Annotated in this window: 23 protein-coding genes; 13 read left to right on the top strand and 10 right to left on the bottom strand. The window is 58.3% G+C overall.

What is annotated here, in order from left to right; all coding sequences use genetic code 11:
- Nucleotides 1–724 precede the first annotated feature (724 nt).
- Genes ACIOU9_RS10030 through ACIOU9_RS10020 form a run of 3 tightly spaced genes read left to right on the top strand, consistent with a single transcriptional unit; the run spans nucleotide 725 to nucleotide 2,675 of the window.
- Nucleotides 725–1,201, top strand: a complete 477-nt coding sequence (locus tag ACIOU9_RS10030) for a S8 family serine peptidase (RefSeq protein ID WP_402696818.1) — start codon at nucleotides 725–727, stop codon at nucleotides 1,199–1,201.
- Between the two features lie 2 nt (nucleotides 1,202–1,203).
- Nucleotides 1,204–2,064 (top strand): hypothetical protein, encoded by an 861-nt coding sequence (locus ACIOU9_RS10025; RefSeq protein ID WP_133835020.1) that lies wholly within the window; start codon nucleotides 1,204–1,206, stop codon nucleotides 2,062–2,064.
- Entirely contained in the window at nucleotides 2,064–2,675 is a 612-nt protein-coding gene (locus ACIOU9_RS10020; RefSeq protein WP_402696816.1) for a hypothetical protein, read from the top strand. The genes ACIOU9_RS10025 and ACIOU9_RS10020 overlap by 1 nt, the downstream gene beginning before the upstream one ends.
- A gap of 535 nt (nucleotides 2,676–3,210) precedes the next feature.
- Here the strand turns inward: ACIOU9_RS10020 and ACIOU9_RS10015 are convergent.
- Nucleotides 3,211–4,206 (bottom strand): arsenic resistance protein, encoded by a 996-nt coding sequence (locus ACIOU9_RS10015; RefSeq protein ID WP_402696815.1) that lies wholly within the window; start codon nucleotides 4,204–4,206, stop codon nucleotides 3,211–3,213.
- A 154-nt stretch (nucleotides 4,207–4,360) separates the two neighbouring features.
- Nucleotides 4,361–4,750 (bottom strand): heavy metal-responsive transcriptional regulator, encoded by a 390-nt coding sequence (locus tag ACIOU9_RS10010; RefSeq protein ID WP_133835017.1) that lies wholly within the window; start codon nucleotides 4,748–4,750, stop codon nucleotides 4,361–4,363.
- 107 nt (nucleotides 4,751–4,857) lie between these two features.
- Between ACIOU9_RS10010 and merA the strand changes: the two genes are divergently transcribed.
- From merA to ACIOU9_RS09990, 4 genes are all read left to right on the top strand, one after another.
- Complete coding sequence (gene merA, locus ACIOU9_RS10005; RefSeq protein WP_133835016.1) at nucleotides 4,858–6,288, top strand: mercury(II) reductase; 1,431 nt, start codon at nucleotides 4,858–4,860, stop codon at nucleotides 6,286–6,288.
- Nucleotides 6,289–6,571: 283 nt separating this feature from the next.
- Nucleotides 6,572–7,165: a recombinase family protein gene (locus tag ACIOU9_RS10000; RefSeq protein WP_402696812.1), complete on the top strand. Its 594-nt coding sequence runs from the start codon at nucleotides 6,572–6,574 to the stop codon at nucleotides 7,163–7,165.
- A 72-nt stretch (nucleotides 7,166–7,237) separates the two neighbouring features.
- Nucleotides 7,238–8,680: a Mu transposase C-terminal domain-containing protein gene (locus ACIOU9_RS09995; protein ID WP_402696810.1), complete on the top strand. Its 1,443-nt coding sequence runs from the start codon at nucleotides 7,238–7,240 to the stop codon at nucleotides 8,678–8,680.
- Nucleotides 8,680–9,492 carry an AAA family ATPase gene (locus tag ACIOU9_RS09990; protein WP_105553695.1) on the top strand — a complete coding sequence of 271 codons (813 nt, stop codon included), beginning with the start codon at nucleotides 8,680–8,682 and terminating at the stop codon, nucleotides 9,490–9,492. The genes ACIOU9_RS09995 and ACIOU9_RS09990 overlap by 1 nt, the downstream gene beginning before the upstream one ends.
- A 268-nt stretch (nucleotides 9,493–9,760) precedes the next feature.
- Here the strand turns inward: ACIOU9_RS09990 and ACIOU9_RS09985 are convergent, their stop codons facing one another.
- Both ACIOU9_RS09985 and ACIOU9_RS09980 read right to left on the bottom strand, forming a co-directional pair.
- Nucleotides 9,761–10,426 (bottom strand): class C sortase, encoded by a 666-nt coding sequence (locus tag ACIOU9_RS09985; RefSeq protein ID WP_402696959.1) that lies wholly within the window; start codon nucleotides 10,424–10,426, stop codon nucleotides 9,761–9,763.
- Nucleotides 10,427–10,670: 244 nt separating this feature from the next.
- Nucleotides 10,671–11,540 carry a DUF1295 domain-containing protein gene (locus tag ACIOU9_RS09980; RefSeq protein ID WP_402696808.1) on the bottom strand — a complete coding sequence of 290 codons (870 nt, stop codon included), beginning with the start codon at nucleotides 11,538–11,540 and terminating at the stop codon, nucleotides 10,671–10,673.
- A gap of 550 nt (nucleotides 11,541–12,090) precedes the next feature.
- On the opposite strand from ACIOU9_RS09980, the gene ACIOU9_RS09975 reads away from it, so the two are divergent.
- Nucleotides 12,091–13,953: a long-chain fatty acid--CoA ligase gene (locus tag ACIOU9_RS09975; RefSeq protein ID WP_133835012.1), complete on the top strand. Its 1,863-nt coding sequence runs from the start codon at nucleotides 12,091–12,093 to the stop codon at nucleotides 13,951–13,953.
- A gap of 159 nt (nucleotides 13,954–14,112) precedes the next feature.
- The gene (locus tag ACIOU9_RS09970) at nucleotides 14,113–14,808 is read left to right on the top strand and encodes a fasciclin domain-containing protein (protein ID WP_133835011.1); all 696 of its coding nucleotides are present in this window, start codon (nucleotides 14,113–14,115) and stop codon (nucleotides 14,806–14,808) included.
- A 637-nt stretch (nucleotides 14,809–15,445) separates the two neighbouring features.
- Here the strand turns inward: ACIOU9_RS09970 and ACIOU9_RS09965 are convergent.
- Complete coding sequence (locus ACIOU9_RS09965) at nucleotides 15,446–15,781, bottom strand: hypothetical protein (protein ID WP_402696806.1); 336 nt, start codon at nucleotides 15,779–15,781, stop codon at nucleotides 15,446–15,448.
- Nucleotides 15,782–15,947: 166 nt separating this feature from the next.
- Nucleotides 15,948–16,718, bottom strand: a complete 771-nt coding sequence (locus ACIOU9_RS09960) for an MBL fold metallo-hydrolase (protein ID WP_133835009.1) — start codon at nucleotides 16,716–16,718, stop codon at nucleotides 15,948–15,950.
- A 106-nt stretch (nucleotides 16,719–16,824) separates the two neighbouring features.
- Between ACIOU9_RS09960 and ACIOU9_RS09955 the strand changes: the two genes are divergently transcribed.
- Nucleotides 16,825–17,274, top strand: coding sequence for a MarR family winged helix-turn-helix transcriptional regulator (locus ACIOU9_RS09955; RefSeq protein WP_402696805.1), 450 nt, complete (start codon nucleotides 16,825–16,827; stop codon nucleotides 17,272–17,274).
- Nucleotides 17,275–17,362: 88 nt separating this feature from the next.
- Here the strand turns inward: ACIOU9_RS09955 and ACIOU9_RS09950 are convergent, their stop codons facing one another.
- The gene (locus ACIOU9_RS09950) at nucleotides 17,363–17,749 is read right to left on the bottom strand and encodes a VOC family protein (RefSeq protein WP_133835007.1); all 387 of its coding nucleotides are present in this window, start codon (nucleotides 17,747–17,749) and stop codon (nucleotides 17,363–17,365) included.
- 140 nt (nucleotides 17,750–17,889) lie between these two features.
- Here ACIOU9_RS09950 and ACIOU9_RS09945 point away from each other — a divergent pair, with 140 nt between their 5' ends.
- Nucleotides 17,890–20,415 carry an excinuclease ABC subunit UvrA gene (locus ACIOU9_RS09945; protein WP_133835006.1) on the top strand — a complete coding sequence of 842 codons (2,526 nt, stop codon included), beginning with the start codon at nucleotides 17,890–17,892 and terminating at the stop codon, nucleotides 20,413–20,415.
- Nucleotides 20,416–20,443: 28 nt separating this feature from the next.
- Here the strand turns inward: ACIOU9_RS09945 and ACIOU9_RS09940 are convergent, their stop codons facing one another.
- Entirely contained in the window at nucleotides 20,444–21,286 is an 843-nt protein-coding gene (locus tag ACIOU9_RS09940) for an NmrA family NAD(P)-binding protein (RefSeq protein ID WP_402696803.1), read from the bottom strand.
- Nucleotides 21,287–21,385: 99 nt separating this feature from the next.
- Here ACIOU9_RS09940 and ACIOU9_RS09935 point away from each other — a divergent pair, with 99 nt between their 5' ends.
- The gene (locus ACIOU9_RS09935; RefSeq protein ID WP_286172339.1) at nucleotides 21,386–21,730 is read left to right on the top strand and encodes a helix-turn-helix domain-containing protein; all 345 of its coding nucleotides are present in this window, start codon (nucleotides 21,386–21,388) and stop codon (nucleotides 21,728–21,730) included.
- A gap of 1,579 nt (nucleotides 21,731–23,309) precedes the next feature.
- Here ACIOU9_RS09935 and ACIOU9_RS09930 read toward each other — a convergent pair.
- The gene (locus ACIOU9_RS09930) at nucleotides 23,310–23,639 is read right to left on the bottom strand and encodes a carboxymuconolactone decarboxylase family protein (protein WP_133835002.1); all 330 of its coding nucleotides are present in this window, start codon (nucleotides 23,637–23,639) and stop codon (nucleotides 23,310–23,312) included.
- 223 nt (nucleotides 23,640–23,862) lie between these two features.
- Here ACIOU9_RS09930 and ACIOU9_RS09925 point away from each other — a divergent pair, with 223 nt between their 5' ends.
- A complete protein-coding gene (locus ACIOU9_RS09925) occupies nucleotides 23,863–24,507 on the top strand; it encodes a substrate-binding domain-containing protein (RefSeq protein ID WP_402696801.1) in 645 nt (214 codons plus the stop codon).
- A gap of 50 nt (nucleotides 24,508–24,557) precedes the next feature.
- Here the strand turns inward: ACIOU9_RS09925 and ACIOU9_RS09920 are convergent, their stop codons facing one another.
- Nucleotides 24,558–25,169, bottom strand: coding sequence for a TetR/AcrR family transcriptional regulator (locus ACIOU9_RS09920; RefSeq protein WP_133835000.1), 612 nt, complete (start codon nucleotides 25,167–25,169; stop codon nucleotides 24,558–24,560).
- Nucleotides 25,170–25,426: the final 257 nt, after the last annotated feature.

Below are 25,426 nucleotides of genomic sequence, written 5' to 3'. Positions count from 1 at the left end.
ATGGTGAAAATTTCTGACGGCTGAAAACTCAGCAGGGTTAGAGGTGCGTTTCGTCGTAAAACTCAGTGCCTTAAACTATGCGTCGATACATCATCCATTCTACGAGTATTGATACATTCAGAAGGATGGGCGTGTACCTCGCTTGCTTGCCGCCAACAGGTGTGGGTCTGGTGGTCTGACCTATCCGTTGGTGTTTCCCTCCCTTATCAAGGCAGGGCCTCGTGGGTTCTAGTGACGATTCTGGTGAACCTGATATAAGGATGAATTTCGAGTAATGCAGCACAACCATGATTCTTGGTGACACAGATTCACGAAATCTATATCAGGTAATAAAGTGAAAATAAAGCAGATTAAATACTTCTAGTTCTCACTCTTAGTCAATCGTTGTGGTAAACCTTGCGTGACAACATCAATATTCGTGATCGGACTAACATTGAAGAGCCTACTCCTAACAGTGATATGGGTTATCGCCTCGGCCCTCTTGATCTGTTCCTGTGCGAGCTCCAGCAGATCCGACAATCTCATCGAAATCGCAGTCATCGACTCACACCTGCCTGACGGGACAGCCTATGAATGCTTCAATATTGAGCATCAGAGCATAAGCAACGAACCTGTCGTCAATTCTGGGACCGCAGTTCATCACGCGGAAGTCACACTTTCGCACCTTCTCGAATTGACCGCGGAAACGTGCCCTGATTGGAGTTCCAGAGTGCGGATTAGGCACGTGCAGCTTTCCGGTGAAGTTTCCGCTAGTAGTAGAGAACTGACCGAGGCCATCACCTCGTTATCAGATTCCAGCGTCGATCTCACGGTTATCGCGTTGACATCTGGGACCTCGAGCCGGAGTCTTGAAGACGCAATTCAGGAATTGGTTGATACGGGGGCACCCATCCTCGCTGCATCGGGAAACAGACCGGGTATGTCTCCGGGATTCCCTGCCAGATTCGACGGAGTACTTTCGATCGGCGCACTGGACAGTAGTCAAAAACCGGCATCTTTCAGCGCGCAGAAAAACGTCGATGTCTTTTTGTCCGGCGAGAACATTCCATACGTCACATCGTCTGGAGACATCGATAGTAGCAGCGGCACCTCTGTGGCGACTGCTATTGCTGCCAATCAGATCCTTAAAGGGATTCTTGCGGGAAAAACTCCATCCGAAGGAATAGCAGAACTTATACAACAAAATAGAAGGATCGAATAAAAATGAAAGTACTAGTCTGGCTTGTCCTTGTACCAAGCCTCGTTCTTGGTCTGATGCCACACGGTGGAGAAGTTACTGACCCTGCAATGACCTCAGAAACACAAACCGTTGTTTATTCTGAGGATGCGCTTGAGGAATCACTCTCCGAAGAAGGTCTTGAACTCCTTGAAGCCGAGATCGACAGCGAAGAAGTTTCAGTTGAAACAACCACCGAACTAGATTCTGGTGAAGAAATTTCACAGTCTCTCGTCTTGGACAATGATTCAGGTACCGCAGAATTCACGGTCGAAAGCGAAAGCGAGGACATCGTTAGTGGAACCTATCAGGTAGATGTACTCCAGGTTGATGAAGAGCTCATCTGGTTTACGGTTACAAACCCTGATACCGGCGAAAAATCAGAATATCGATCTGATCAAGCAGACTACTCGGTAATTCCTCTGGCATTGATCCTAGTTCCTTCACTGGGAGCAATTTTTAAGGCTCTATTCCTTGCCTCGGCCGTAGTTGTGATCGCTGGTGTAACTTATATAGCAGCCGACAAAGCGATTGCAGGTATCAGGGAGGCTATTCGCAAGAAAAAGAATCCGCCTGCTCATTACAAAGTTGTACGCCGCACAAACGGCTTGCTCATTGGTGACGGAATGTCGAAGAACGAGGCCGTGTCGCGTGCTCGAGCCAGCGGTGATGTATGGTCAACTACCAAAGCCGGGGCAAGGTCTGTGGCTTATAGCGTGAGAAGCAAAACACCGGTTGGCCCTGAAAAAGACAAGACCAATTCCTCCAAGAAGTATTGTCACTACCACCCATCAGGACGCAGTCCTGGATCACACGCCTTCTACGGTGTTGCCGGCCAGGCATGCTGATGGAGGAAAAAGATGGAGCTGATCAAATGACCGTGACTCCCATAGATCCACGAGAATTGATGAAGAGGTGGGAAGCCGCAAAGTTGCCCTCGGTGACTCCGACACAGGTACGCGCGCTCCTTGAAGACAACTATAAGGCCTACGGAATTCCTGTTCATTTGATGGAACCTGATGGATTCGAATTCGATGAGGAAGTGCGGGAGGACCTGATTGATGCGTTGTTTACCATCACCAATCCCGCGGTTCTCCTGAAACTAAGAAATGGGCGGCCGGTCGCTGTCGATGAAGATGCCGTTGAAGACGCCGAGTTCTACTGGCAGGAGCTTTTCCATGGCGACATGCTGGAACTCCCATATCGGGTTCTTTCGGCCCAGCATGCCTTGGGACAACGGGTCTCGGTGTTGCTTGAGCGCGAAGGAAGTTTCATCACCGGCTTCAAGGTCTATGGGGTGGCAGGAGACAAACTCAACCGGTACCTCACCGCGGTCATTGGTTTCCCGCCGCGCCGTGAACAAGATCCGGAAGATGGGCCCTTCATGCGTGCGGGAGACCTGACGGACCCCGTGTTTGTGGACTACCTCGAAGCAACAGCTGAATCCGGGCTCATCTAGGCAACGCATAGGCGCTGCATTGAGTTGGATTAAATGCTCTGGGGCTATTACAGAGTTAGTCAACGCCCCGGCGAGAATGAGTGAGTGGCCTACAGGATGGCAGGTGCCGTGTTGTAGGTCATTTCCTTTCTTGCTCTCACCGGCAGGTTCCCCTGACGGTGGAAGTCTTCTTCCTAACCCAGATTTTCTAGTACGTGAATAATTTAGCGATGCTACCAAGCCACGGCTGGTGCACGGCATCCGGAACGTTTCAGTTCGTCGCAGGATTCGAAAATTCTCACGATGTCTGAAACGGGGTGGATTAACAACCTGAAAAATCGGGCAAATTAGACTGCTTGGTTGCTATTTAGACTTGCGTGGGTACCGTTTGACTTGAAAATTCCGTGATAACGACAGCGTGTTCGAGGTGAGACGTCTTCCAACCTATAGGTTGCAAGACGTCTCATGGAACCCCGATCCCACGGTTGTGACTATCAACTTGGGGCGGCGGTTAAACCACGGCATTGTTTGGCGGCAGTGGCCCGGATGGGCAAAATTAGGCTGGTTGACGGTGTTGTTCAGTCCGAATGATCCGGGGCAGAAACCTGACGAAGAGGACCATGCCGATGAGCTCGACAAGCGTCTGGGTGACCACGACCAATGCGGCCAGGGCCAGAGGTTCGGGCAAGGCGAGGGCGAGCGGGAGCACGACCAGTGAATTGCGGGTCGCGCCGCTAAATACGACTGCACGCGTGGCGGCGACATCGAGACGTGCCCATCTGGCCGCCAGCATTCCCAGCGGCACCATCACCAACAGGAACGCAGCGTAAAGCGGCACCACCGCCAGCAGCGAGCCAACTTCCTGGCCGACTCCGGTGATTTGTGAACCGACGACCACCGCCAGGGTCACCATCATCAGGGGAACCATCAGGGCCTGCATGATGTCCATGATGATCCTGCCCGCCGCGGCCTTGCGCGCCAGCGCCTGTGTCAGGGTTGCCGCCGTCAGGGGAATGAGGATCAAGACGATGAGGGCCTCGACGAAGGGTGCGGGGTCGATGGCCGAGGCCACGTCGGGGCCGACGAAAAGCAGCAGGTAGAGGGGCAGCAGCAGCATCTGGAGCAGCATCAAGACCGGGGCGGCGGCCAGCAGCCTGTCGCTGGCCCCGCCGGCCAGGCCGGTGAACACGATGACGTAGTCGATGCAGGGGGTCAGCAGGACCAGCAGCACCCCGAGCAGCAGGGCCTGGTCCCCGGCGATGAAGCGGGTCAGTCCGAACACCACGACGGGGACCACGATGAAGTTCAGCACCAGCACGGTTCCCATGAACCGCAGGTCCTTGGCGGCCTTGCCGATGGAGGCGAACGGGATGCCCAGGAACGTTGCGTAGAGCAGCAGCCCGAGGACCGGGTTGATCGAGTGTTCCAATGCTCCGGCCGAGCCGGGGGCAAGGAACCCGACGCCGCCGCCGATGAGGATGGCCACGAGGTACAGGCCGATCTGGTGGTGTTCCATCCGTGCAATGAGGTTCTGGGTTTTCACCATGCCCATGTTAGGCGACGCGGGCGGTCGAGCAGGAGTTGATGCCCGAGTGACCGTGGTGAAGGACAGTGAACCGACTGCGGGACCTGGGCATTTCGCGTTCATGGCCCCGCGGGGTGCCGCTGGGCGTCACCCCACGACACCATCCGACCAGGTCTGCCACTCAGATGTAGCGGCAGACCTGGTCGGCGGAGCAGGAGTCCGGCTCCGGATCCCTCGCCTTTGCGTGGAGCTGGGAAATGCTTTCCCGGAGGACCAGCAGTTCGGCGATCTGGGCATCGAGCTCCCTGAGCCGCAACCCCAGCAGGCCTTGGACGTGCGAGCACGGGGCCTGGCCGTGTTCGCGGATCTTCAGGATCTGCCGGATCTGGGCGAGGGTGAGCCCGGCGGCCTGGCCGCGGTGGATAAACCCGACCAGCCCCACGGCACCGTCGCTGTAGTCCCGGTAGCCGGAAGCCAGACGCTCGGCCGGAGGAAGCAACCCCGAATCCTCGTAGAAGCGCAGGGTCTTGGTCGTGGTTCCGGTCGCTTGCGCAAGTTGTCCGATTCTCATGTTCGCTGACTCCCCTTTCAGTGGTCACCGCACTTGACCTTCCACTGTACTGGAAGGTTCATGATGGTGCATAGGAAGTTTTGCACTACAGGGAAGAGGTAGCTGGAATGACAAACGAACGGTTCGATCTGGCGATTGTTGGTTCCGGGGGCGGCGCGTTCGCGGCCGCGATCCGGGCCACCGGCTTGGGCAAGCGCGTCGTGATGGTGGAGCGTGGCACCGTGGGCGGGACATGCGTGAACACCGGATGCGTGCCCTCAAAAGCACTCCTGGCCGCCGCGGAGGCCCGCCACGTGGCGTTGGACTCGGCCCGCTTCCCGGGCGTGGCGGCCTCGGCGGGCCCGGTGGACATGCCGGCCCTGGTCCAGAGCAAGGCCGCGCTGGTGGAAAGCATGCGAACGGAAAAGTACATTGAACTGGCCGCCGGCCACGGGTGGACCATGCTCGAAGGGGAGGCCTCGTTCACCGGAACCCAGGACGAACCCCGACTCCGGGTCGCCTCCCCGGACGGTGCCGAAAAAACGATCGAGGCCGACCACTATCTCGTGGCCACCGGCTCCGCCCCCTGGACGCCTCCCGTCCCTGGACTGGACGAGACAGGGTACCTGACCTCGACGACGGCGATGGAACTGGACGAGGTCCCCGAATCAATGCTGATCATGGGCGGGGGCTATGTTGCCCTGGAAATGGCGCAGCTTTTCTCCCGGCTCGGTTCCCGGGTGACCATGCTGGTCCGTTCCCGGCTGGCCTCGCAGGAGGAACCGGAGGCATCCAAGGCATTGGCCGAAGTTTTTGCCGACGAGGGGATCCGGGTGGTCCGGCGGGCCTCCGCGGAGACTGTGGAGCGCGATCACGCCAACGGAGGGGTCCTGGTCTCGGCATCCGTGGCCGGCGGCAGGGAAACGTTCCGGGCATCCCGGCTCCTGGTAGCCACAGGCCGACGCCCCGTCATCGACGGGTTGAATCTTGACGCCGTCGGCGTGAAGACCGGCGCCACGGGCGAGATCGTGATTGATTCCCGCCTGGCCACGTCCAACCCGCGCATTTGGGCTGCCGGGGACGTGGCCGGACACCGGGAGTTCGTTTACGTCGCCGCGGCCCACGGCGCCCTGGCCGTGGACAATGCGCTCACCGACGCCGTCGCCGAGGTTGACTACCGGCACCTGCCCCGGGTCACCTTCACCAGTCCCGCCATCGGGTCGGTCGGCTTGACGGAGAAGGAAGCCGTCGCTGCCGGGATCCGCTGCGAGTGCCGGGTCCTGCCCCTGGAGTACGTGCCGCGAGCCGTGGTCAACCGCGACACCCGCGGCTTCATCAAGGTCGTCGCCGAGCTCGGCACCGGACGGATCCTGGGTATTTCCGCCGTCGCCAGGGACGCCGGGGAACTGGCCGCCGCCGGTGTCTACATCCTCGAAGCGGGGATGACCACCGCACAGGTCGCCGCCGCCTGGAGCCCCTACCTGACGATGGCCGAGGGCATCAGGATCGCCGCCAAGGCCTTCACCACCGACATCGCCAAACTGTCCTGCTGCGCCTAAGCGAAACCCACCTGAAGCAGAGGACTTCGGGTGATTCAATCTCAGGTGTTCGCTGCACTACAGCCGCAGTGGCGCACCTACCAACAGGGGAAAGCGGTCAGACCAACCGCTGACGGTCGCGAGGCGTCTTGAAAACCTAAAGCTTTTTGAGACGCTACCTAGAGTAGAAACTTGTCTCATCAAATACTTGGAAAACGCGGGCTGTATTTGTCTTATAAACTCGTCCCAACGTAAAACGTCTTACCTGCTTGCCGCACAGGGGTTTTTGAGTCACACTGGGCAGGTGAGGCATTTGGGATACACACGAGTGAGCACTTCGAGCCAAGACGCGGCCTTGCAATTCGACGCTCTTGCTGCAGCGGGGGTGCAGAAACGCGACGTGTTCGCCGATGTGACGTCCGGCAGCCGGAGCGCGATTGAGCGGCCCGGGATGAAGAAACTGCTCGAGTACGCGCAGTCCGGGGACACCGTGGTGGTCTGGCGAGTAGACCGGCTCGGGCGATCCCTGATCGATGTTTTGAACACCGTGAACCTCTTGCGTGAGCGCGGGGTGAATGTCCGCTCCATTTCCGATGGGATCGACCCGGCCACGTCGACCGGGCGGATGATGCTGAACATGCTGGCCTCGTTGGCCGAGTACGAGCGCGAGCTGATCGTTGAACGAGTCAATGCCGGCATTGCTGCCGCCCGGCAATCCGGAACCCGTTTCGGCCGGCCGGTCTCTGACCCGGTGGTGATTGCCGATAAGCTCGCGATCGCCAAAGATGCCCGCGCCAGGGGACGCACCGCCGAAGACGCAGCACGTCTGGTTGGCTGGAGCCGCGCGACGTTCTACCGCCACTTGGGCCAAGAATCCGCCTCTGTCAAGAGCCTGTGATCGGCCATGTCCCGGCGAAGCGAACCGCGCAGGGACGCACCGCTGGGACAAAACCAGAATGGCAGCAGTACCGTGAAAGCAGGAACCTCTTACAGCGGCCTGATCAAGGCAACGGCACGCTGGGAAATACTGCGGCAACACGTCGAAGACGGAGTGCCGCTGACGGTCTTGGCTGAGGAACACCATATCGGCCTGAGGACACTGCAGCGATGGCACCAGAGCTTCAAGCTCCAGGGGAAGCCTGGTCTGGAACCGGTGGCACAGGGCAAACGCGGACGCCGGATGCCCAGCGACTTCGTGAAGCTGGTCGAAGGCCTCGCCTTAGCTAAACTGCCCAGGACGACGGCAGCCATCCACCAGCAAGCTAACAAGGTGGCGCTCCACCAGGGATGGGCACCGGTTTCCTACTCAACCATCCGCTCGATTGTCGGCGAGATAGATCCCGGGATGATGACACTGGCGCAGCAAGGCGCGGCGGTGTACCGCGATAAGTACGAACTGGTCTGGCGCCGCCGCGCCGAATGTCCGAACGCGGTGTGGCAGGCTGATCATACCGAGCTCGACATTCTGGTTTTTGACACTGGTCATCGGCCGGTTCGCCCGTGGCTCACCACGATCATGGATGATTACTCGCGAGCCCTGTGCGGGTACATGATCTTCACCGGTGCTCCCTCATCCTTGAATACGGCATTGGCGTTGCGTGAGGCGATCTGGCCCAAAAAGACAGCTGATTGGCCGATGTGCGGAATCCCTGATGTGCTCTACGTGGACCACGGAACCGATTTCACGAGCCACCACATGGCGCAGGCCGCCAGAGACCTGCACTTCGAAATCACTTTCTCTGCAGTAGCCCGGCCACAGGGCAGAGGAAAGATTGAGCGTTTCTTCGGTACGTTGAATACCGAGCTTTTGGCCCGGCTACCGGGTTACTTGCACAACGTACGCAATCCCAAACCCGGACTATCGATTAGTGAACTGGACACGGCGCTAGGTGAGTTCATTGGGCAGAATTACCACCAGCGTGAACACCAAGAGATCAAAGAAACACCTCAAAAAGCGTGGCAGGGCAACGGCTGGTTGCCGCGTCTGCCTGAATCCATCGATGAACTGAACCTGCTGCTGCTCACGGTCGCCAAACCTCGAATCGTCCACCGCGATGGGGTGCACTTCCAAGGGCTACGCTACATATCTCCCTTGCTGGCTGCCTATGTCGGAGAATCCGTCATCCTTCGCTACGACCCGCGAGACGTTGCCGAGATTCAGGTCTTTCATCGTGGCCAGCACATCTGCAAAGCTGTGGATCCCACGCACGAACGATCCATCATGACCTTTAAGGACATCCAGAAAGCACGCTCTGCACGAAAGCGTCAGCTGCGCGGACAAATCAATGAACGAATCGCCACCGTCGCGGAATTTCTACCGGCCGGGCAACCAACCACGGAGGCACCCCAGCCTGATCCGGCGGTCCACCGAACCAAGAAAACGAAGCTGCGCACTTACGCGGAGGACGAGTAATGGGACCAACAACTTTTATCGCAACGAAGGAGCACCGCCGCTTCACTGAGTTCGCCAATGCGGTGCGTCGGCAGCGGACTATCGGGGTCTGCTATGGACAAGCTGGAATTGGCAAAACCCTATCGGCTAAACGTTATGCCAACTGGAGCCCGAAAGCCGAGGCGTTAATAGAGGAATGGGGCCGACGGGAGGACAGTGACCTCCAGATCTACAAGGATCTGGCCAAAACGCGGACCGTCTTCTTCACCCCAGGGGTTCTGACGACGCCTAAGCAAATCAAGGATGAACTCTCTCTGGTCACCACCCGGACCTCGATCTGTATCCATCAACATCTCGATACTTTAGGTGCCACGACGGGCCCGATGAATCAAGACAAGCATGTTGAGCTGATCATCGTCGACGAGTCGGAGCGACTCAACGCCACTGCCTTAGAAGTGCTACGAGATAGGTATGACAGGAACAATATCGCGCTGATGCTGATTGGGATGCCTGGCATCGAAAAGCAGTTCAGTCGATATCCTCAGCTCTATAGCCGTGTTGGTTTTGCTCACGAGTACCGTCCGCTTGCTCAGGATGAACTGCATTTCGTTCTGCAACGAAAGTGGCGTGCCCTCGGAAAAACTCTGGACTTGGAGGACTTCACCGATACGCAAGCTGTCGCGGCGATCGCCCGTATCACGCGCGGTAATTTCCGGCTGATCGATCGACTCTTCACACAGATGCAGCGAGTCATGAAAATCAATGAGCTGGACACGATTACCGATGATGTTGTTGAAGCTGCGCGATCCACGCTAGTGATCGGAATCAGTTGAACCGCCAATATTAGGTGCGCAGAAACCGCCAAACGAAGTTAACAATCACACCCCCGGTGAAAAATCCGCGGAAACTCAAGGGTCCGAGATTCTCACAGCTATGTGTTGTAACCCATGGCGTAGCGCCGCGTTTGCGCCATTAGTAGTGAGACAGATTAGAAAAACGGTGGGTTCCAGTCTCGAGCTTTCGACCCGGGCCATACGAATCGACTTCTTGAAGCCGTGAAATTCACAGATAATGGGGTCATGCTGCGACGAGGACAGATCTCTAAACTCTAGCGGCCGGCTTCTGAGAACGGGTATAGAACACATACCATAGGCAACCTGTTGCGCTGAGCCCCAACCCGAGGGCCCACCATGGGAATCCAATAGAGTCGACACTTTGCCCAGCATCTGCAGGAGTTGGCAATACAGGTTCGGCCGTGACAATAATCCGGTGTGAGTTGACACCGATGGGGGTGCAGTTCACCAACGAAATCAGGTCGTGGCCTGCTTGCGGCCTGAGCAATGCCGTTTCAGTGGGGAGTACTACGGAACTATCGATGATGCGATACACCAGAGTCTGGCCATACACATCGATTTCAATATCATCGCCTACGGTCACTTTATCCAGATCGGTGAACATTGCTGCCTGCGGTAGACCGCGGTGCCCGGTCATCACCGCGTGGGTTCCTTGTCCACCTACAGGCAAGGCTGTGCCTTCAAGATGACCTGCGCCTTCCAGAAGGACATCTTCGGCGGTACCGTGATACACCGGGATCTTTACGTCAATACTCGGTATTCGCAGACGCGCCATCAATCCGTCGTCATTTGGCTCCAACAGATCCCAGTACGGATCATCTGTCTTTTGAGTTTTCTTCTGCACCGCAGCGAACGGGTCAACAATTCTCGTTCCATCAGCCAGCGACGCATTAGTGGCGGAAGCATCATAAATTTCCGAGGCTCAGCATCGCAGTGGCAATCAGACCCACTATCCAGCATGGCCGGTTGGCAGATGCGCACTGGCCAGGTTGGCCCGCGCTGTCACCTGCGATGCAGGGCAACCTACGCCTGTCGACGATGCGCAGCCCGCTTTATCTGGTCTAGATTCGTTTTGCATCTCGACGACTTCACATAGAGCAAATTCTAGAAGTGCCAGAGTCTAGAGAGCATCAGCAACTATTTCAGCAAACCGTTTCCTACCAGAACTTAGGAATAAGCACCGGCGTGTTTTCCTTGTAGGTTTCATAGTCGGCGCGGCCTCCCCATTTTGATTCAGCTTTCGCTTCAAGCAGCGGGATTCCGCTGATCTTGATGAGCAACACGGCGACGAATACCGGTGAGATCATCACAACCCACTGCCAGTGCTGCAACGCCGGAGCGGCCACAACAGCCACGCCAATCCAAAGCAGAATCTCTCCGAAATAGTTCGGATGGCGAGATTTGGACCAGAGTCCGGAGGAGATGAATTTCCCTTGATTTTCCGGGTCGCGTTTGAAAATTGATTTCTGGTGATCGGCTAGGCTTTCCACACCCAACCCAATCGCCCAGATGACGAGTCCGACCAGTGCGAATCCGTCCAATTCACTAGAGTATTCCGAGGTCATAGCAGCCCAAGCAGTAGCAGCAGTGAAAGAGACCCAGAGACCCTGAACGGTCCAGGCGCTGAGAAACCGCATAAAAGACGGTTTGATCTGGTCGAAGCGATCATCTTTGCCGTCCCTAGTGACACGGCTGAAGAGGAAGATTCCCAGCCTAAGAGTCCAGGCCAGGACCATGAATGCCAGTAGCAGCGATCTTGAATGAACTTCAGGGACTAAGAGAAGCAGGAGCAATGTGACTGCTGTATAGGTCAGGGTTCCGGTCAGGTCGTAGAATCTCTCTGTTTGCCTTAGGAATGAAGGTATGAATGCGATCCATTGGGCTATAAAGGACGCCAGTACAGCCAGAGCGAAGAGGGGCATCGAACCCCATGTAATCCCGCCATCACTACCGGACAATGCAAGCAGCACACCTAGCAGAAGCACTACAGGCATAGCGGTCAGCGCCTTGCGTTCCTTGCTCTTCATTATGAGGTTTCCTCCGTTAAATTTCCCTCAGAGACGATCCAGTGATCCTGCGATACTTTTATCCAAGAGTCGCCTCATCATATTCTCTGGGACCGGGCAATACTATTGGACACAGGGTGAGCCAAAGCTTTTGACGGAATCGCGGCTTGACGCTTCTCATGGCATCTCTTCGCGGGGCTATCGTCTAAGAGATGCTTGCTGTTGGCGGAGGATCGCAGAAACAGCTTTCGTCCCCAGAACTGTTCACGACCTGTTAATTGGCCGGACTGAACAAATCAAGCATTCTGAATGCTGGACGAAAACCGTTCTAATCTCGATTGACTAGTTGTTACGTCGAAACGGAACGCATAGCTTGGCTTCAAGCCCCGCACTAAACAAGCTTGAAACCAAGCTATGCGAACCTTGCCTCGTCCCTGCTTATGCTGCCTATCTGAGATGATAGCGCCCAACAATGCCTACCTTGAATGACGCCTGACCGAGAAGTAGTCCACAGCAGGCTAGTCCTGTCCGTATTTGATATCCACCGTTACCCTGCCCGGAAGGACGAGCTATGAGGGAATTTGCGACGCCGCTATTGGCCACTTCGCACATGCACAGGAATGCCACCGATCTCTTGATGGAGCGCCTGAAGAATTCGCCTGAGCATATAGCATTCGAAGTTCGATCTGCTGATGGTCCCGTTGCTGCCCCCTGGAAGCAAATAACTACTCGAGAATTTTTTCTCGAAGTGCAGGCATTGGCTAAGGGGCTCATCGCTAGTGGGCTGCAACCTGGAAACAAGCTTGTGATTATGTCACCTACACGCTACGAATGGGCTCAGGTGGATATGGCGGCATGGTTTGCAGGTGCGGTCGTGGTCCCTATTTATGAAACTTCGTCGCTTGATCAGGTCACAGCCATACTTGCCGATTGCTCCCCAAAATTTATAGTTGCTGGAAGCACCGACCACGCCTCGATTCTCGAGCGCGGGCTAAGTGGCGCGGGAATATGCGGGTCGAGAATCTGGACAATGGACACCCGGAACGATCTCGATCTTGAGGATCTTGTTGACGAAGGGAAATCTATCGCCGATGGTGCTGTTGAAGAACGACGATTGTTGGCAACGTCAGAGACGATAGCGACTATCGTCTACACTTCGGGAACGACGGCAGCACCCAAGGGCGCTTTAATTACGCACGGTAACCTCGTTGGCTTAGTACTCAATGTTGCTGCCGCTTACACTGAAGTGGTTAAGGAGACAGGAAATACGATTATTTTCCTTCCCATGGCCCACGTTCTGGCTCGTGGTCTACAGCTGATTTGTTTGGCTAACGGGATGCGCATCGCGCATCTCTCAGAACCCAAAGAAGTAATACCGTCTTTGGAATTCCTCAAACCCACATTTCTCGTAGTAGTGCCACGGGTGCTACAGAAGATCCAAGACTCCGCAGCACAGGCCGCCAATCAGAAACGCCTGAATCGTATTTGGAAGTGGGCCAGCGACACGGCAACGCAGTGGGGCGCGATGGCTGAGGGACACGATACCGGTTCGTCGAAGCAAGCTTCTCCTAGCCTTAGGATGAGACATTTCATTTTTGATCGGATTTTCTACTCGCGTCTAAGAAAAGTAGTCGGCGGTCGTCTTGAGTACCTGCTATCAGGAGCTGCAACCCTAGATAGAGAAGTTTCCCTCTTTTTCAGGGGTATTGGCTTGCCAGTAATCGAGGGCTATGGGCTGACAGAAACTACAGCGCCGCTAACGGGAAATATGCCCGGGTCGATCAAGTCTGGGACCGTGGGAGTTCCGATGCCTGGGACCACTGTACGAATATCGGACGACGGTGAGGTGCTCGCACAAGGAATCGGCGTATTTGCTGGATATACCAATCCCGAAGATAACGAAGACGCTTTCACCGATGGCTTCTTCCGTACAGGAGACCTGGGATCCTTGGACAACCTTGGGCGCATCACGCTGAAGGGAAGAATCAAAGATGTCATAGTAACTGCGGGAGGGAAGACAATATCCCCCAGCATATGGGAAGGATACGTCGAAACTGAGCCATTGATTGCCCACGCGGTAATGGTTGGAGAAGGTAAGCCGTTCTTGGGATGCCTCGTACTGATTGACCCGGAAGCAGTCAAACAGTGGGCCTCTAGCCAAGGGATTACAGACGCATCCCTTTTTCAGCCTCGCACAGAAGGGTCAATTGACAGGATTAGAAACGGGCTCTTGTTTCAAGTCGTCCTCGACTCCGTCAGCTCAGCCAATAAGCGGGTAGCAAGAAGTGAACAAGTCAAAGAGTTTCTTATGCTTTCTACCGATTTAGGGGAAAACAGTGAACTGCTGACACCGACTTTGAAACTCAAGCGAAGTAAGTTTCTTGAGAGAGCAAACGGCTTCGTCAACGAGCTCTATGCCTCGGCTAAGCGCTAGCAATCAGTCATGATATGAGCCCCCTAATGTGCGGAACAGAAAATCTTTAAATAAGTTCCAATCCGCGAAGCGCTTTGCCCCGAATGCCCTGTGAAAACCCAAACCAAGAGGTTTGGAAAACCAACTGGCCCAACGGGGTCGCCAGGTAAGGAGTTCGACATGAAAACCATGCAGCGCAAGACAGTGGGACTGCTCTCGATTGCCGCGGTCGCCGCGTTCGGATTGAGCGCCTGCTCGATGGACAACAGCGCCGAGTCCACTCCCAGCAGCGAAAGTTCGTCATCGAGCATGGCTTCTAGCAGCCCGGAAGCATCTGAGGATTCGGGAATGGCCAGCGAATCGGCCATGGACCCAACCGCCAACCTTGTTGGTTCAGGATGTGCGGCGTACGCAGAAGCAGTGCCCGAAGGTGACGGCTCCGTTGCTGGCATGGCCCAGGATCCGGTAGCCGTGGCAGCATCAAACAACCCGTTGCTGACCACCCTCACCAAGGCCGTTTCGGGCGAGCTGAACAAGGACGTGGATCTGGTGGACACGCTCAACGGCGATGAGTTCACCGTCTTCGCACCGGTGGATGACGCATTCAAGGCCATTTCAGAAAAAGACCTGAACGCTGTTGTGTCGGATGCCGACATGCTGACCAAGGTGCTGACCTACCATGTGGTCCCAGGCCAGATAACTCCCGATGAGTTGAAGGGTGATCTGGAAACCGTTGAAGGTGACAAGGTCAAGATCAGCGGCAGCGGCGATGACTTGATGGTCAACGATGCCAAGGTCATTTGCGGTGGCGTGCAGACTGCCAATGCCACCGTTTACCTCGTTGATTCGGTGCTGATGCCACCGGCAAAGAAGTAGTACTACAGCATCAAGCTGAAGAAGCCAGGGGACGGGCGATGCACGATTTGGGGGGCCGTTCCCTGGCTTCCGTCTACCCAAGATTTGACCTGCAGCTACTGCCCTGAACGAGAGCAATGTCCTTGACGGTATGGGGTCGTTGAACCCAAGATCCCGAATTGGGCAGTCGAAATCACCGACTGTTCAGCGCCGGATGAAGCTCTCTTGCTTCAAGCCGCACAAGGAGATGAAGCAGCTACGCAGCCTTATGGCGGACTTGTCCCAAGGGTGTTCGGTTTTGACGCCCGTCAACTGAGCGATGAAGTCCAAAGGCAGGAAGCCGCACAATGAATATTTTCAGACGATTAACGACATGTTGATGGCTTCGCCACTGTGCGAACTACCGCACTAACTTGGCTGCTGAAGATCGTCCACCAGTCTGCCGTTGGACAGATCCGCTTCACTTCAGAGCGCCCGAAACCTGTGCTGGGAATCGCTGTTGAAACCTCTTAAGCAAGGTATCAACCATTGCAGGGAAGAGCGGTACGTCCTGATGAGGTCAAACGCATGATCGAAGCTCTCTACCAACTGACTGAAGCGCAAAGAGGTACGATCCAACTGGTCTATTTCGGGGTTTGACGCATTGTGAGATTCCTGATCATGCCCAACTACCTGTGGTGATCGTGAAAGCCGGCTCACGAGACAGAATGAAGGAAATACGAGAATTGCTGGGAGCCATGTCATGGGCAAGCACAAAAGTAGACTGTTCAGCGGCTTCGCCCTGAATGCGCTGAGCCAAACTCAACGTGATCAGGCGCTGCAGTATGAGGCCAATGCCGCCACGCTCGAGCAAGAGCTTGCTTCTTTGAAACAAACTGCTGCCTACCTTGCTCTCACCGTCCCTGAGGTGAAGCCGCCACCGAGAATTAAGACCTACGTCATGGATGCGATTCGCACCGTTGAACAGGTTCCCGCAAGAGTTGATGAGAGTCAATGCGAGCATTCCACAACGGAAGCAAGAGCTCTGCTTTACTCTCATAACGAATTGGCTGGAAGTATGCAGAGCGTTCACAGAAAGTCGCAGAAGTTCTTTGCCCCATTAGTGTGCCGTCGCGTTGCTGCCTTCGCTGATCCCAGAAGATCGACGGCGTGCCGATCGCCTATGTGTACACAAGCTTGTCGGCCAGGCCTGCTTCAGCGAACGCTAGAGTGAGGTCGGCTCGGGTGCCTTGGAAGTGCGCCCACCCTTCGAAGTGGGCAGGGATCACACGACGAGCGTCCAATGCGCGTGCTACCCAAGTGGCCTGAGTGTTGTTGAGGGTCACGAGCTGCGCCTCGAGCATGGGCTCATGGCGGACCCCGCCAAGAAACAGCACCGCTGTATCGATCGGCGCACACCTATCTGCGATCTGCTGGACATAGTCCAGCGATGCGTTGTCGCCGCTGATGTAGACGCTGGGGTGACCTACTGCAGTGAGGAGGAACCCGATAACGTCGCCGGAGACCGGTTCGCTGCCCTCTGGTCCGTGGCGTGCAGGCAGCCCGGTAATCGTCACCTCGGTACCGTCGGGAGCGATGAGTGTTGCTTCCTCCCAGAACGCGACCCCCTTTGCATTGCCGCCAAGACGGCCAGCACCGGAGACGGTTGTGTAGACGACCGGTACGCGAGGAAGGAACTGGCGGCCCGACTCATCGAGATTGTCATCATGCTCGTCGTGGGAGAGCAACACCGCGTCGATGTGCCCCACCTCGTCCGGGCCGAGGGGTGACCCGGCGGTCTTGGTCATGGCGTATCCAGGCATGACGGGGTACTCCCCCGGTGCATCGAAGGTGGGGTCGGTGAGGAAGCGCAAGCCAGCGTACTCGATCAACACGGTCGGGCCGCTGAGGACGCGTACAGGGATGTGGGTGGGGACGGTCTGGGTGGTCATGAGATTCTCTTTCAGGAGTAGAATGTATTGCTTACAGATAGTTCCATGGAAACAATATTTGGTTCGCCTCGGTCAGCAGGATCGACGCGGACAGGTGAGGTGAGAAATGACGGAATTGCGGGTGCTTTATCACGATCTGGTGCGCTTCGAAACCGAGCTGTGGACGGCGATCGATGCGCGGCTACGCGCTGACTGCGATATGCAGTTGACATGGTTCGAGATCATGCAGCTCCTGCGCCACCGTGAAGGGCAGCGCGTCCATGACGTGGCGCGGGAATTCGTGATCACGGTAGGCGGGGCCAGCAAGGTCATCGATCGAATCGAGGCCGCGGGGCTCTGCCGACGGGTCCCGAATCCGAATGATCGCCGGTCCACGCTGATTGTGCTGACAGCTGCGGGGAAGGCGAGGGTGGACGAGACAGCCCCGGTGTTCGAGGACGAGCTCGCCCGGCGCTTCTCGGCCATACTGGGATCTGCTGAGCTCGACCGGATGGCGGCAGGGCTCCGTCTCTTGCGTTCCGCTTCGGACACTGACGATCGATCCAAGATCGTCTGACGCCGATGTATTTTCACAAGAATATCCGTCCTGGCTAAGGGAGACGTCGCAGGTCCGTGTTGCCTCCCGTAACCGTGGACAGCATCGGTCAGTCCGTTGGAGCGGGCATCGAATACACGCCGAAGTGGTGGCCGTTGGCGTCGCGCAGGCGGGCGAAGCTCACTCCGGACGCGTCGACGACGGGCTCCATCGTGACTTCGGCACCGAGCTCCTTGGCTCTCGCAATCGTGGCCGGGATGTCCTCGACGAGGACATAGAAGACGGCGTAGTCCTCGAAGCGTCCGGCGTGGTCGAAGATCCCGCCGGACGGGCCTGGCGAGCCCGGAGTGATGGCGGCGTGGTATTCGACGCCTTCGAGGTCGGTGTTGAGCTTGAACTGCCAGCCGAACAGCTCGCTGTAGAACTTCTTCACCTCCTCGGGCTTGTCGCTTCCAATCTCGAACCAGGACACTGAACCGATTGCTGGGACACTCATGACCCGCTCCTATTCTTCCCCGTACGGGGAACTCTTCGACTCGCCGCATGGACACGCGGTGGCGACACCAGTCTACCGGATATAGTTGACATGGAATGTACATGTGCTGTGAACGCGGTGCCTGACAACTTGGAGGTCCGATGGATAGTGAACACTCTGGCCGGCCCGTTGCGGGGGGCCCGTTGGTGACCGCGGTGCGGGGCGCGCGGATGCACAACCTGCGGAACATCGATGTCGATGTTCCGCTGCGGCGGCTGGTCGCGATTGCAGGGGTGTCGGGGTCGGGGAAGTCGTCGCTGGCGATGGGGGTGCTCTACGCCGAGGGATCCAGGCGGTACATCGAGGCTCTGTCGACCTACACGCGCCGGCGCATGTCCCACTCTGCTCGTGCGAGTGTCGACTCCGTGCGGCATGTCCCGGCAGCCCTGGCGTTGCGCCAGCGGCCGGGCGTGCCCGGGGTGCGGTCGACGTTCGGGACGTCGACGGAGCTTCTGAACGTGCTACGGGTGATGTTCTCGCGGCTCGGCTCGCATCTGTGCCCAAACGGTCACCGTCTGTCTCCGACGATCGATGTGGCCGCGAACAAGGATCTCATTTGTCCGGTGTGCGCAGCTGAGTTCTATCCACCAGGTGCGGAGTCTCTGGCATTCAACTCCGATGGGGCGTGCCCGAACTGCGCGGGAACGGGCACGGTGCGCGACATCGACGACGCGACGCTGATCCCTGACCTATCCCGGTCGATCGCCGAAGGCGCCGTCGCCCCCTGGGGGATGTTCGGTCTCTCAGTGATGCCGCAGGTCGTTGCCGCATTCGGTGTGCGCATCAACGTCCCCTATGCCGAGCTCACCCCGCAGGAGCGAGAGATCGTGCTCGACGGGCCCGCTGAGAAGCGCGAGATCGAGGTCCCATCGAAGACCGGGAAGCTGTTCGAGCTGAACTTCACCTACCGCAGCGCCCGTCAAGCCGTGCGGGAAGCAATGAATAACGCCACCAGTGAGAAAGGCCTGGCTCGCGTGCAGCGGTTCATCACCGCGCACACCTGTCCTACCTGCCACGGCACCCGCCTGTCCGAAGCAGCTCGCGGCACCCGAGTTGACGGCATGAATCTCGCCCAGGCCACCGTCCTCACGCTCGCCGAGACGATGGCATGGGTGCCGGCGGTTCCTGCCACTCTGCCTGCGGACATGCGTCCCATGGCGAAGATGATCGCCCGGCAGTTTACCGAGATGGGTCACCGCCTGATCGAGCTGGGCCTGGGCTACCTCACGCTCGATCGGCCCAGCTCCACCCTGTCGACCGGAGAACGGCAGCGTGTGCAGCTGGCGCGGGCGGTCCGCAACGAGACCACCGGCGTGCTGTACGTGCTCGACGAGCCATCGATCGGGCTGCACCCGGCTAACATTGACGGTCTGATCGGCGTCATGCGGGACCTCCTCGACGGCGGCAACTCCGTCGTACTCGTCGACCATGATGTGCAGGTCCTGCGCGAAGCTGATTGGATGATCGAGATCGGTCCCGGCTCCGGCTCTTCCGGGGGAACTATCCTCGCCCAAGGGACGATCGACGCCGTCCAGGAGAATCCAGCGTCACTCATCGGGCCGTTCCTGTCTGGCAGCGAGACGGCGGTCATCCGCGATCGCGCGAGCAAAGACACGGTGTTCTCCCGCGGGGTGATCCGTCTGAAGACCGCCCCGATCCACACGGTCCACGCGCTCGAGGCCGAGATTCCAAAGGGCCGTCTCACCGCTGTTACCGGGATGTCCGGGTCGGGGAAGACGACCCTCATTCTTGACAGCCTCGTGCCCGCCCTCGCTGCCGCTCACGATGACGTCCCGCTCCCCGGGCACGTCATCTCCCTCGACACGGCAGACCTGACCCGGGCAGACGTCGTCGACGCGACCCCAATAGGTACCAATGTCCGCTCCACCGTCGCCACCTATAGCGGTATCCTCGACGACCTTCGTCGCGCCTACGCCAGCCTCCCGTCCGCGAAGAACGCCGGCCTGAACGCAGGGAACTTCTCCTACAACACCGGATCGCTACGTTGCCCGAGGTGCGAGGGCACAGGCCAGGTCGTTCTGGACGTGCAGTTCCTACCCGACGTCGACATCCCCTGTCCCGACTGCGGCGGCACCCGCTACAGCCCCGCCGCCTCCGAACACCAGTTGCCCACCACTGACGGGCGCCGGTCCCTGCCCGAGCTGCTCGGCACCACCGTCGCCGACGCCGCGACGCTGCTCGGAGCCCGGACCAGGGTGCGCAAGAAGCTGTCGACACTGATCGATCTCGGCCTGGGTTACCTCACCCTCGGCGAGGACACTCCCGCCCTGTCCGGCGGCGAGGCTCAGCGGCTGAAGCTAGCCGCCGAGCTCGGCCGCAAGCACACCGGCACGGTGTTCGTATTTGACGAGCCCTCTGTCGGCCTGCACCCGCTGGACATCCGCACGCTACTGGGTGTGCTGGACCAGTTGCTGGCGACCGGGGCGACCGTGATCGTCATCGAGCACGACCTGGACATGATCGCCAACGCCGACTATGTGATCGATCTCGGCCCCGGAGGCGGCACGGATGGCGGACGCATCATCGCCACCGGCACCCCCGAGGCCATCGCCGCATCCGCCGCGAGCATCACGGGACAGTACCTCGCCGCGACCTCACGACCCTGACAGGGTCGTGAGGTCGCGGCGCCAGGGATCAAACTCCGAGATCCCGCAACCACCGCTCGACACTGCGCGGTTTGAGATCGAGCAGCACCTGTGCCGAACGCGCCTCTGGAATGAGCTCCCCGGGCTGATGCTGGCGATGCTCATAGGAGGCGATCACCGGTGCGACCGCGGCCTCGCCGAACAGAGGGATGATCAGCTCCCCGTACCGTGCGGGGCTGATCGCCTCGAAGCGCACATCTTGCCCGAGGTATCGAGTGAAGCCCGCGGCAAGGTCCGCGCCAGTCAGGCCGGGAAGAGCTCCGACGGAAACGATTCCCGTGACCGAATGGTCAGTCAGCAGACGGGAGACGACGTCAGCGACGTCAAGGTGGGAGATCCACGAGACTGCATAGTCCGGGCGGATCGGGTAGCGCAGAGCACCCTCGTCCCGTGTGGGTCCCATCGTCGCCGTCAGGAGCAGATTCTCGAGGAAGAGCCGCGGCTCGACAATCGCGTAGGACACCCCTGAGGAGGCCAATTCACGGGCGAGTACGTCCACAGCATCTGTCCCTTCACCGGTGGGATCGAGAGAAAATCCGCTGGTGGAGAAGACGACGCGTGCCGGCTTCGCCCGACGAATCGCCACGGCGATTGTGTGAGCGAAGGCGAGCTGGTCTTCGGGACGTCCCAGGGGCAGGTGTACGAACACCCCCTTCGCGCCGCGATACGCGTCAGCGAGCGAGTCGACAGAGGAGTTGTCGATGGCGATTGCCGCGCCGTCGATCTTCGAGATGTCTCGGACCGCGGCGACGGCATCGAGTCCAGCTGAGGTGAGAGCAGTGAATACAGGGGAACCTTGAGCGCCGGTCGCGCCGTGGATGATGTATGTCATGAATCAATTACTGCACATGATGCATCGGTTACATCAAGTGCAGTAATGGAGTATCGTGGATATGTGAGATTCAACCACTGCGACCTGCAGGAGTGTGGTGTGGCTCGTTTCCTGTCCCTGCTCGACGGGCCATGGGCCACGCTCATCGTGCGCGAACTGCTCAAGGGACCGCATCGCTTCAACGAACTGGCAGAGGTACTGCCTCGCATCAGCGCGCACACGCTAACCAGTCGGCTCCGCACGTTCGAGAAGCACGGCCTGGTCACCCGCACCGCGTATCCCGAGATTCCACCCCGAGTCGTTTATGAGCTGACACCTGCCGGGCAGGACCTCCGCCCCGTCTTGGAAGCAATGAATTCCTGGGCCATGACCCTGCCCGCGAGCGTCTTCGAGATCGCCGAGGACGCCGGCAGCGGCCACTCCCGTTCGCCTGCCGATTCCTAGCCGGCCATAGGCTGTCTAATTCCGGGCCGCTTCAGATCATTCAGCGCGAGTGGATGGGTCCCATGCGGCTCGCAGAACTATGGTATCGATTAGGCTCCTGGTGGAGTCGTTGGAGTTCCAGCAGGTCGAAGCAGCATGGTTTAGGGTAGGATCAGATCGCCGAGTTGCTGAACACCAGCCAGCAGATGGGGCTCAAGGAGTACAACAATTGGATCGGCCTCTCCATCGATGTATCGAGGTAAGTTCACATGAACTATCAAGTGATTTCGAGAGGTACGTATACTCGTGTTGGACGAGGAACGACGATCAGAAAATCCGAAAATCGATAACGAACATGTGTTTCTTCCTCTGTACATGTCGAGGGCCAAGCGAACGATACTCCCGTCGAACAAGGTTTCACTCTTTCTGGCGCGAGGAAAGCGTTTCCAGACGTGAATACGCGCCATGCTGCGCAGCTCGAAGTTCGAGAGCCCGAACCAGTGAAGTCGACAAAACACATATCGAGCTCCAACGCAAGCGGCAGATTTGTCTACAGGGACATGCCCTAAGATGTGTCCAAATAGGCCGTCCAAGACGTAGCTCTATTCAACGTGTTGAACGACGAACCGTCTGCTCATATCTGAGAAGTGTTGCTTGAACTCGGCATAGCCCCGGAGTCCTGCCGCCTTCACCGAGTGAACTTGCGAGAGGAGTATATGAAGGAGGTATTCATTCGACCACCGCCGTCCCGCTCCTGAAGGTCCAGTTGCGGTCTGGGCGCCATTGTCGAACTTGGATCAATGGTTGGAGCGGAACGCGAATAGGTTTGAGGACACAGACAGTGGAATGCCATCAGAGTGGGAAGCCGAGGCGGATGAACCCGCAGTACTAAGTCGCGAAAGATATCGTTGGTTGACACGGATCGCCCCACCCCATCCAGTGGGTACATTCGTCCCCCGGTGCTTTCAATGTTGGACCCCAAAGTCCCCGAATCAGCCTAAATATGCAAGGATCGAGCATCGAGGTCGCTAGCTTATTTGACCGCATTGGAGCGGTTGGAGGTAGAAGTACTCGTTACTGGCAGATGATAATTCCTACGTCCCAACAAACAGGCGAAGAATCCACCACGTTGCCGGTCCGCGGTCTCTCGCTGTTTCAAGGTGCGCGGCCCAACATACCACTGCGCCGCGGAAACGGTCCGCTGGACATGCTGGCCACATCCGGCCCACGTCGCCTTGCCGCACACGTGGCACTTAGATATGCAATGTAGGGCGTTATATAAATACCCCGTAGGATACACAAAAGTGAACAAGTTCCCTACAGTTCGAGGAGCGGTAACGAAAGGCCCCCAGTTCACCTGCCTCAACATCATCTAGCCGCTCGCTGCCATGTACAAGGCCACCGACCCCGACCTCGAGGAATGCCACATCAGCTAGGGTGCTCTCAAGGATTATACGAATACCTCAACCGTTGGTCAGACTCCGTCGGGCGACGAGTTGAAAAGCTCTTCCGACAGCTGGCCTAAGACGACAAAACCGACAACAAGACCAGGCCCCTCACGCTCAGCCCTGTTATCCTCCCGGACGAAGCCGGGCGTAGGTCACTTGTCTTCAGCGATAGCCTTCATCGCCTTCCAGCCGTGAGTGACCCCGCCGCCGGCGCGCAGGGCGGCCGCGACCATGACCGCCTCAGCAACGTCAGCCTTGGATGCACCGGCCTTGACGGCACGCTTGGCGTGGTCCTCAATGCAGAACGGGCACTGCGTGGTCACCGCCACCCCGACAGCGATCAACTCACGGGTGGCGAGATCGAGGTTTCCGGCGTCCTTCTTGAACACGGCCTTGTCGAATCCGAAAAAGGCCGAGACCATCTCCGGCGCGGACTCCTTGATGTCGGCCATGAACGCGGTTTCCTCATTGTGGTTGTGCATTGCTTCTCCTTCTCGATCGATTGTTTCTAGGTTAGTTCGGTGTGCCCGATCCCGCCGGGGCCGGGCGAGTGGTCATCGCACGCTCTTGACTTTCAGCACCGCCAGACGATCTCCGACAGCACCCGCCGCCGGGTGCTAGATGTCGCCGCGCGCCTGGGTTACACCCCGTCCGCGGCTGCGCGGACGCTGAAGCGAGGACGATCCGGTGTCGTGCTCTACAATCTTGAAGCCCTGGCCACTCGGCTCGGCCTCGGGACTGCTGCTGACCGAGCTTACTGCGGGCTTCGACGCGGTGGGCCTGACTCTGATGACGCACATCGAAGGGGCGGGGGGGCGCGGCGTCGAAGCTGCATGGAGCGACATCGCTCCTGCTGCAGTGCTGTCCTACACTTTCGTGGATCCGAATTCAGATCGTGTTATGCGCACTGCCGGCGTGCAGTGCGTGGCCGTACTCTTCTCCGGCGAGTCCGACGGGAGCGCGCGCTTCGTCCGGCCCGACTCCAGGATCGGTCGGCTGCAGGCAGAGCACCTCATCGCGGCCGGGCACACGAGAATCGGCTATGCCTACCCCGAGTCGCCTTTGCTTAGGGATTTCGCCGAACCGCGGCTTGAAGGTGTTCGGGCAGCATGTGCGGACGCTGGCATTGCTGCGCCGGAGGTACGTACTGTGCCGCTCGACGCCCAATTCGCCGCTGCCGCGATCGAGCACTGGCGAGGGCTGGACGATCCTATGACGGCGATCTGCGCCTACGTCGCCGAGGCTCGGCGCATCGAACATGAAGTGACATCGGCCCTGCATGAAGGCGCCGCCCCCGAGGCGACCGATCCCGCCAATCTCTTCACCACGGTCGTTCCGGAATCCGCTTGACAAAAACACAGCCCCTTTTACGGCTTTGCCCCGGCAGTTCTCCTGCTCAATCAGAGTCGGAGTTCTTCAGCAGGTGCCGCGAGTGCAGTCCCGGTTGCCAGCAGATCGACCAGCGGAATGACAGCATCGAAGGCGGAAGCACCCTCCTCTAGCGAGGCGATCTTCGCCCCGTCGAGCAGAGCCATTAGCTGCCTGGCTATCCGGTCCCGGCTGCGCGGATCGCTGTCGTCGAGGCAGCGGTCGAACCTTTGCAGCAGCGACTGCCGCTGATCAGCAAGCACCCGGGAAATCCCCCCGGAATCGTCGAGATGCTCCGCCGCCGCTGCTATGAAGCAGCAGCCCGCATACCAGTCCTGAGCAGCTGCAGCCGCCGCAAGGTCGAAGACCGCTCTGATCAGCAGTCCCCCATGGACCCCTCTCCGTTCGAGGGAATCGATCTCCCGCTCAGAGCGCTCAGCCTGGCGTTCTAGATACGCACGCACGAGATCCTCTTTCGATGAGAAGTGTGCATACAAGGTGGCCTTGGCGACCCCGGCCTCCGAGATCACCCTGGCCACGCCCACGGCACGGACTCCGTGCTCGGCGAAGAGCCGCGAGGCCGCGTCTAAGATCCTCGTGCGTGCGGAGGGTCCTTCCTGTGGTGAATGGTCTGGCATCGTCATGGGCTTGACGATACCAGACCGACCGGTCTACCCTGAAAACCAGGCAGACCGGTCGGTCTGGTTGTTTGACTGAGAGTGAAGGAAATCCACATGGGGGCTGCGGGCAGCACCGAGTTGTGATTCAACCATCCTTCAAGACTCCACAACCATCGGCTGACCGGGCCACTCTAGCAGCAACATGTCAATGAGGTAGCGGGACCTAACCCCGATGATATGCCGCCCTCCGCTCGCTTGACCACCAACCAAGCATCCAACCC

The sequence above is a fragment of the Glutamicibacter sp. NPDC087583 genome (genome assembly GCF_044743685.1).
Classification (GTDB): domain Bacteria; phylum Actinomycetota; class Actinomycetes; order Actinomycetales; family Micrococcaceae; genus Glutamicibacter.
This window is presented reverse-complemented; position numbering and strand designations above follow the sequence as displayed.

What these genes read in the sequence shown, in the direction of transcription:
- ACIOU9_RS10025 (WP_133835020.1), top strand. Translation starts at nt 1,204, where the DNA reads ATGAAAGTACTAGTCTGGCTTGTCCTTGTACCAAGCCTCGTTCTTGGT.
- ACIOU9_RS10020 (WP_402696816.1), top strand. Translation starts at nt 2,064, where the DNA reads ATGGAGGAAAAAGATGGAGCTGATCAAATGACCGTGACTCCCATAGAT.
- ACIOU9_RS10015 (WP_402696815.1), bottom strand. Translation starts at nt 4,206, where the DNA reads ATGGGCATGGTGAAAACCCAGAACCTCATTGCACGGATGGAACACCAC.
- ACIOU9_RS10010 (WP_133835017.1), bottom strand. Translation starts at nt 4,750, where the DNA reads ATGAGAATCGGACAACTTGCGCAAGCGACCGGAACCACGACCAAGACC.
- merA (WP_133835016.1), top strand. Translation starts at nt 4,858, where the DNA reads ATGACAAACGAACGGTTCGATCTGGCGATTGTTGGTTCCGGGGGCGGC.
- ACIOU9_RS09990 (WP_105553695.1), top strand. Translation starts at nt 8,680, where the DNA reads ATGGGACCAACAACTTTTATCGCAACGAAGGAGCACCGCCGCTTCACT.
- ACIOU9_RS09980 (WP_402696808.1), bottom strand. Translation starts at nt 11,540, where the DNA reads ATGAAGAGCAAGGAACGCAAGGCGCTGACCGCTATGCCTGTAGTGCTT.
- ACIOU9_RS09975 (WP_133835012.1), top strand. Translation starts at nt 12,091, where the DNA reads ATGAGGGAATTTGCGACGCCGCTATTGGCCACTTCGCACATGCACAGG.
- ACIOU9_RS09970 (WP_133835011.1), top strand. Translation starts at nt 14,113, where the DNA reads ATGAAAACCATGCAGCGCAAGACAGTGGGACTGCTCTCGATTGCCGCG.
- ACIOU9_RS09960 (WP_133835009.1), bottom strand. Translation starts at nt 16,718, where the DNA reads ATGACCACCCAGACCGTCCCCACCCACATCCCTGTACGCGTCCTCAGC.
- ACIOU9_RS09955 (WP_402696805.1), top strand. Translation starts at nt 16,825, where the DNA reads ATGACGGAATTGCGGGTGCTTTATCACGATCTGGTGCGCTTCGAAACC.
- ACIOU9_RS09950 (WP_133835007.1), bottom strand. Translation starts at nt 17,749, where the DNA reads ATGAGTGTCCCAGCAATCGGTTCAGTGTCCTGGTTCGAGATTGGAAGC.
- ACIOU9_RS09945 (WP_133835006.1), top strand. Translation starts at nt 17,890, where the DNA reads ATGGATAGTGAACACTCTGGCCGGCCCGTTGCGGGGGGCCCGTTGGTG.
- ACIOU9_RS09940 (WP_402696803.1), bottom strand. Translation starts at nt 21,286, where the DNA reads ATGACATACATCATCCACGGCGCGACCGGCGCTCAAGGTTCCCCTGTA.
- ACIOU9_RS09930 (WP_133835002.1), bottom strand. Translation starts at nt 23,639, where the DNA reads ATGCACAACCACAATGAGGAAACCGCGTTCATGGCCGACATCAAGGAG.
- ACIOU9_RS09920 (WP_133835000.1), bottom strand. Translation starts at nt 25,169, where the DNA reads ATGACGATGCCAGACCATTCACCACAGGAAGGACCCTCCGCACGCACG.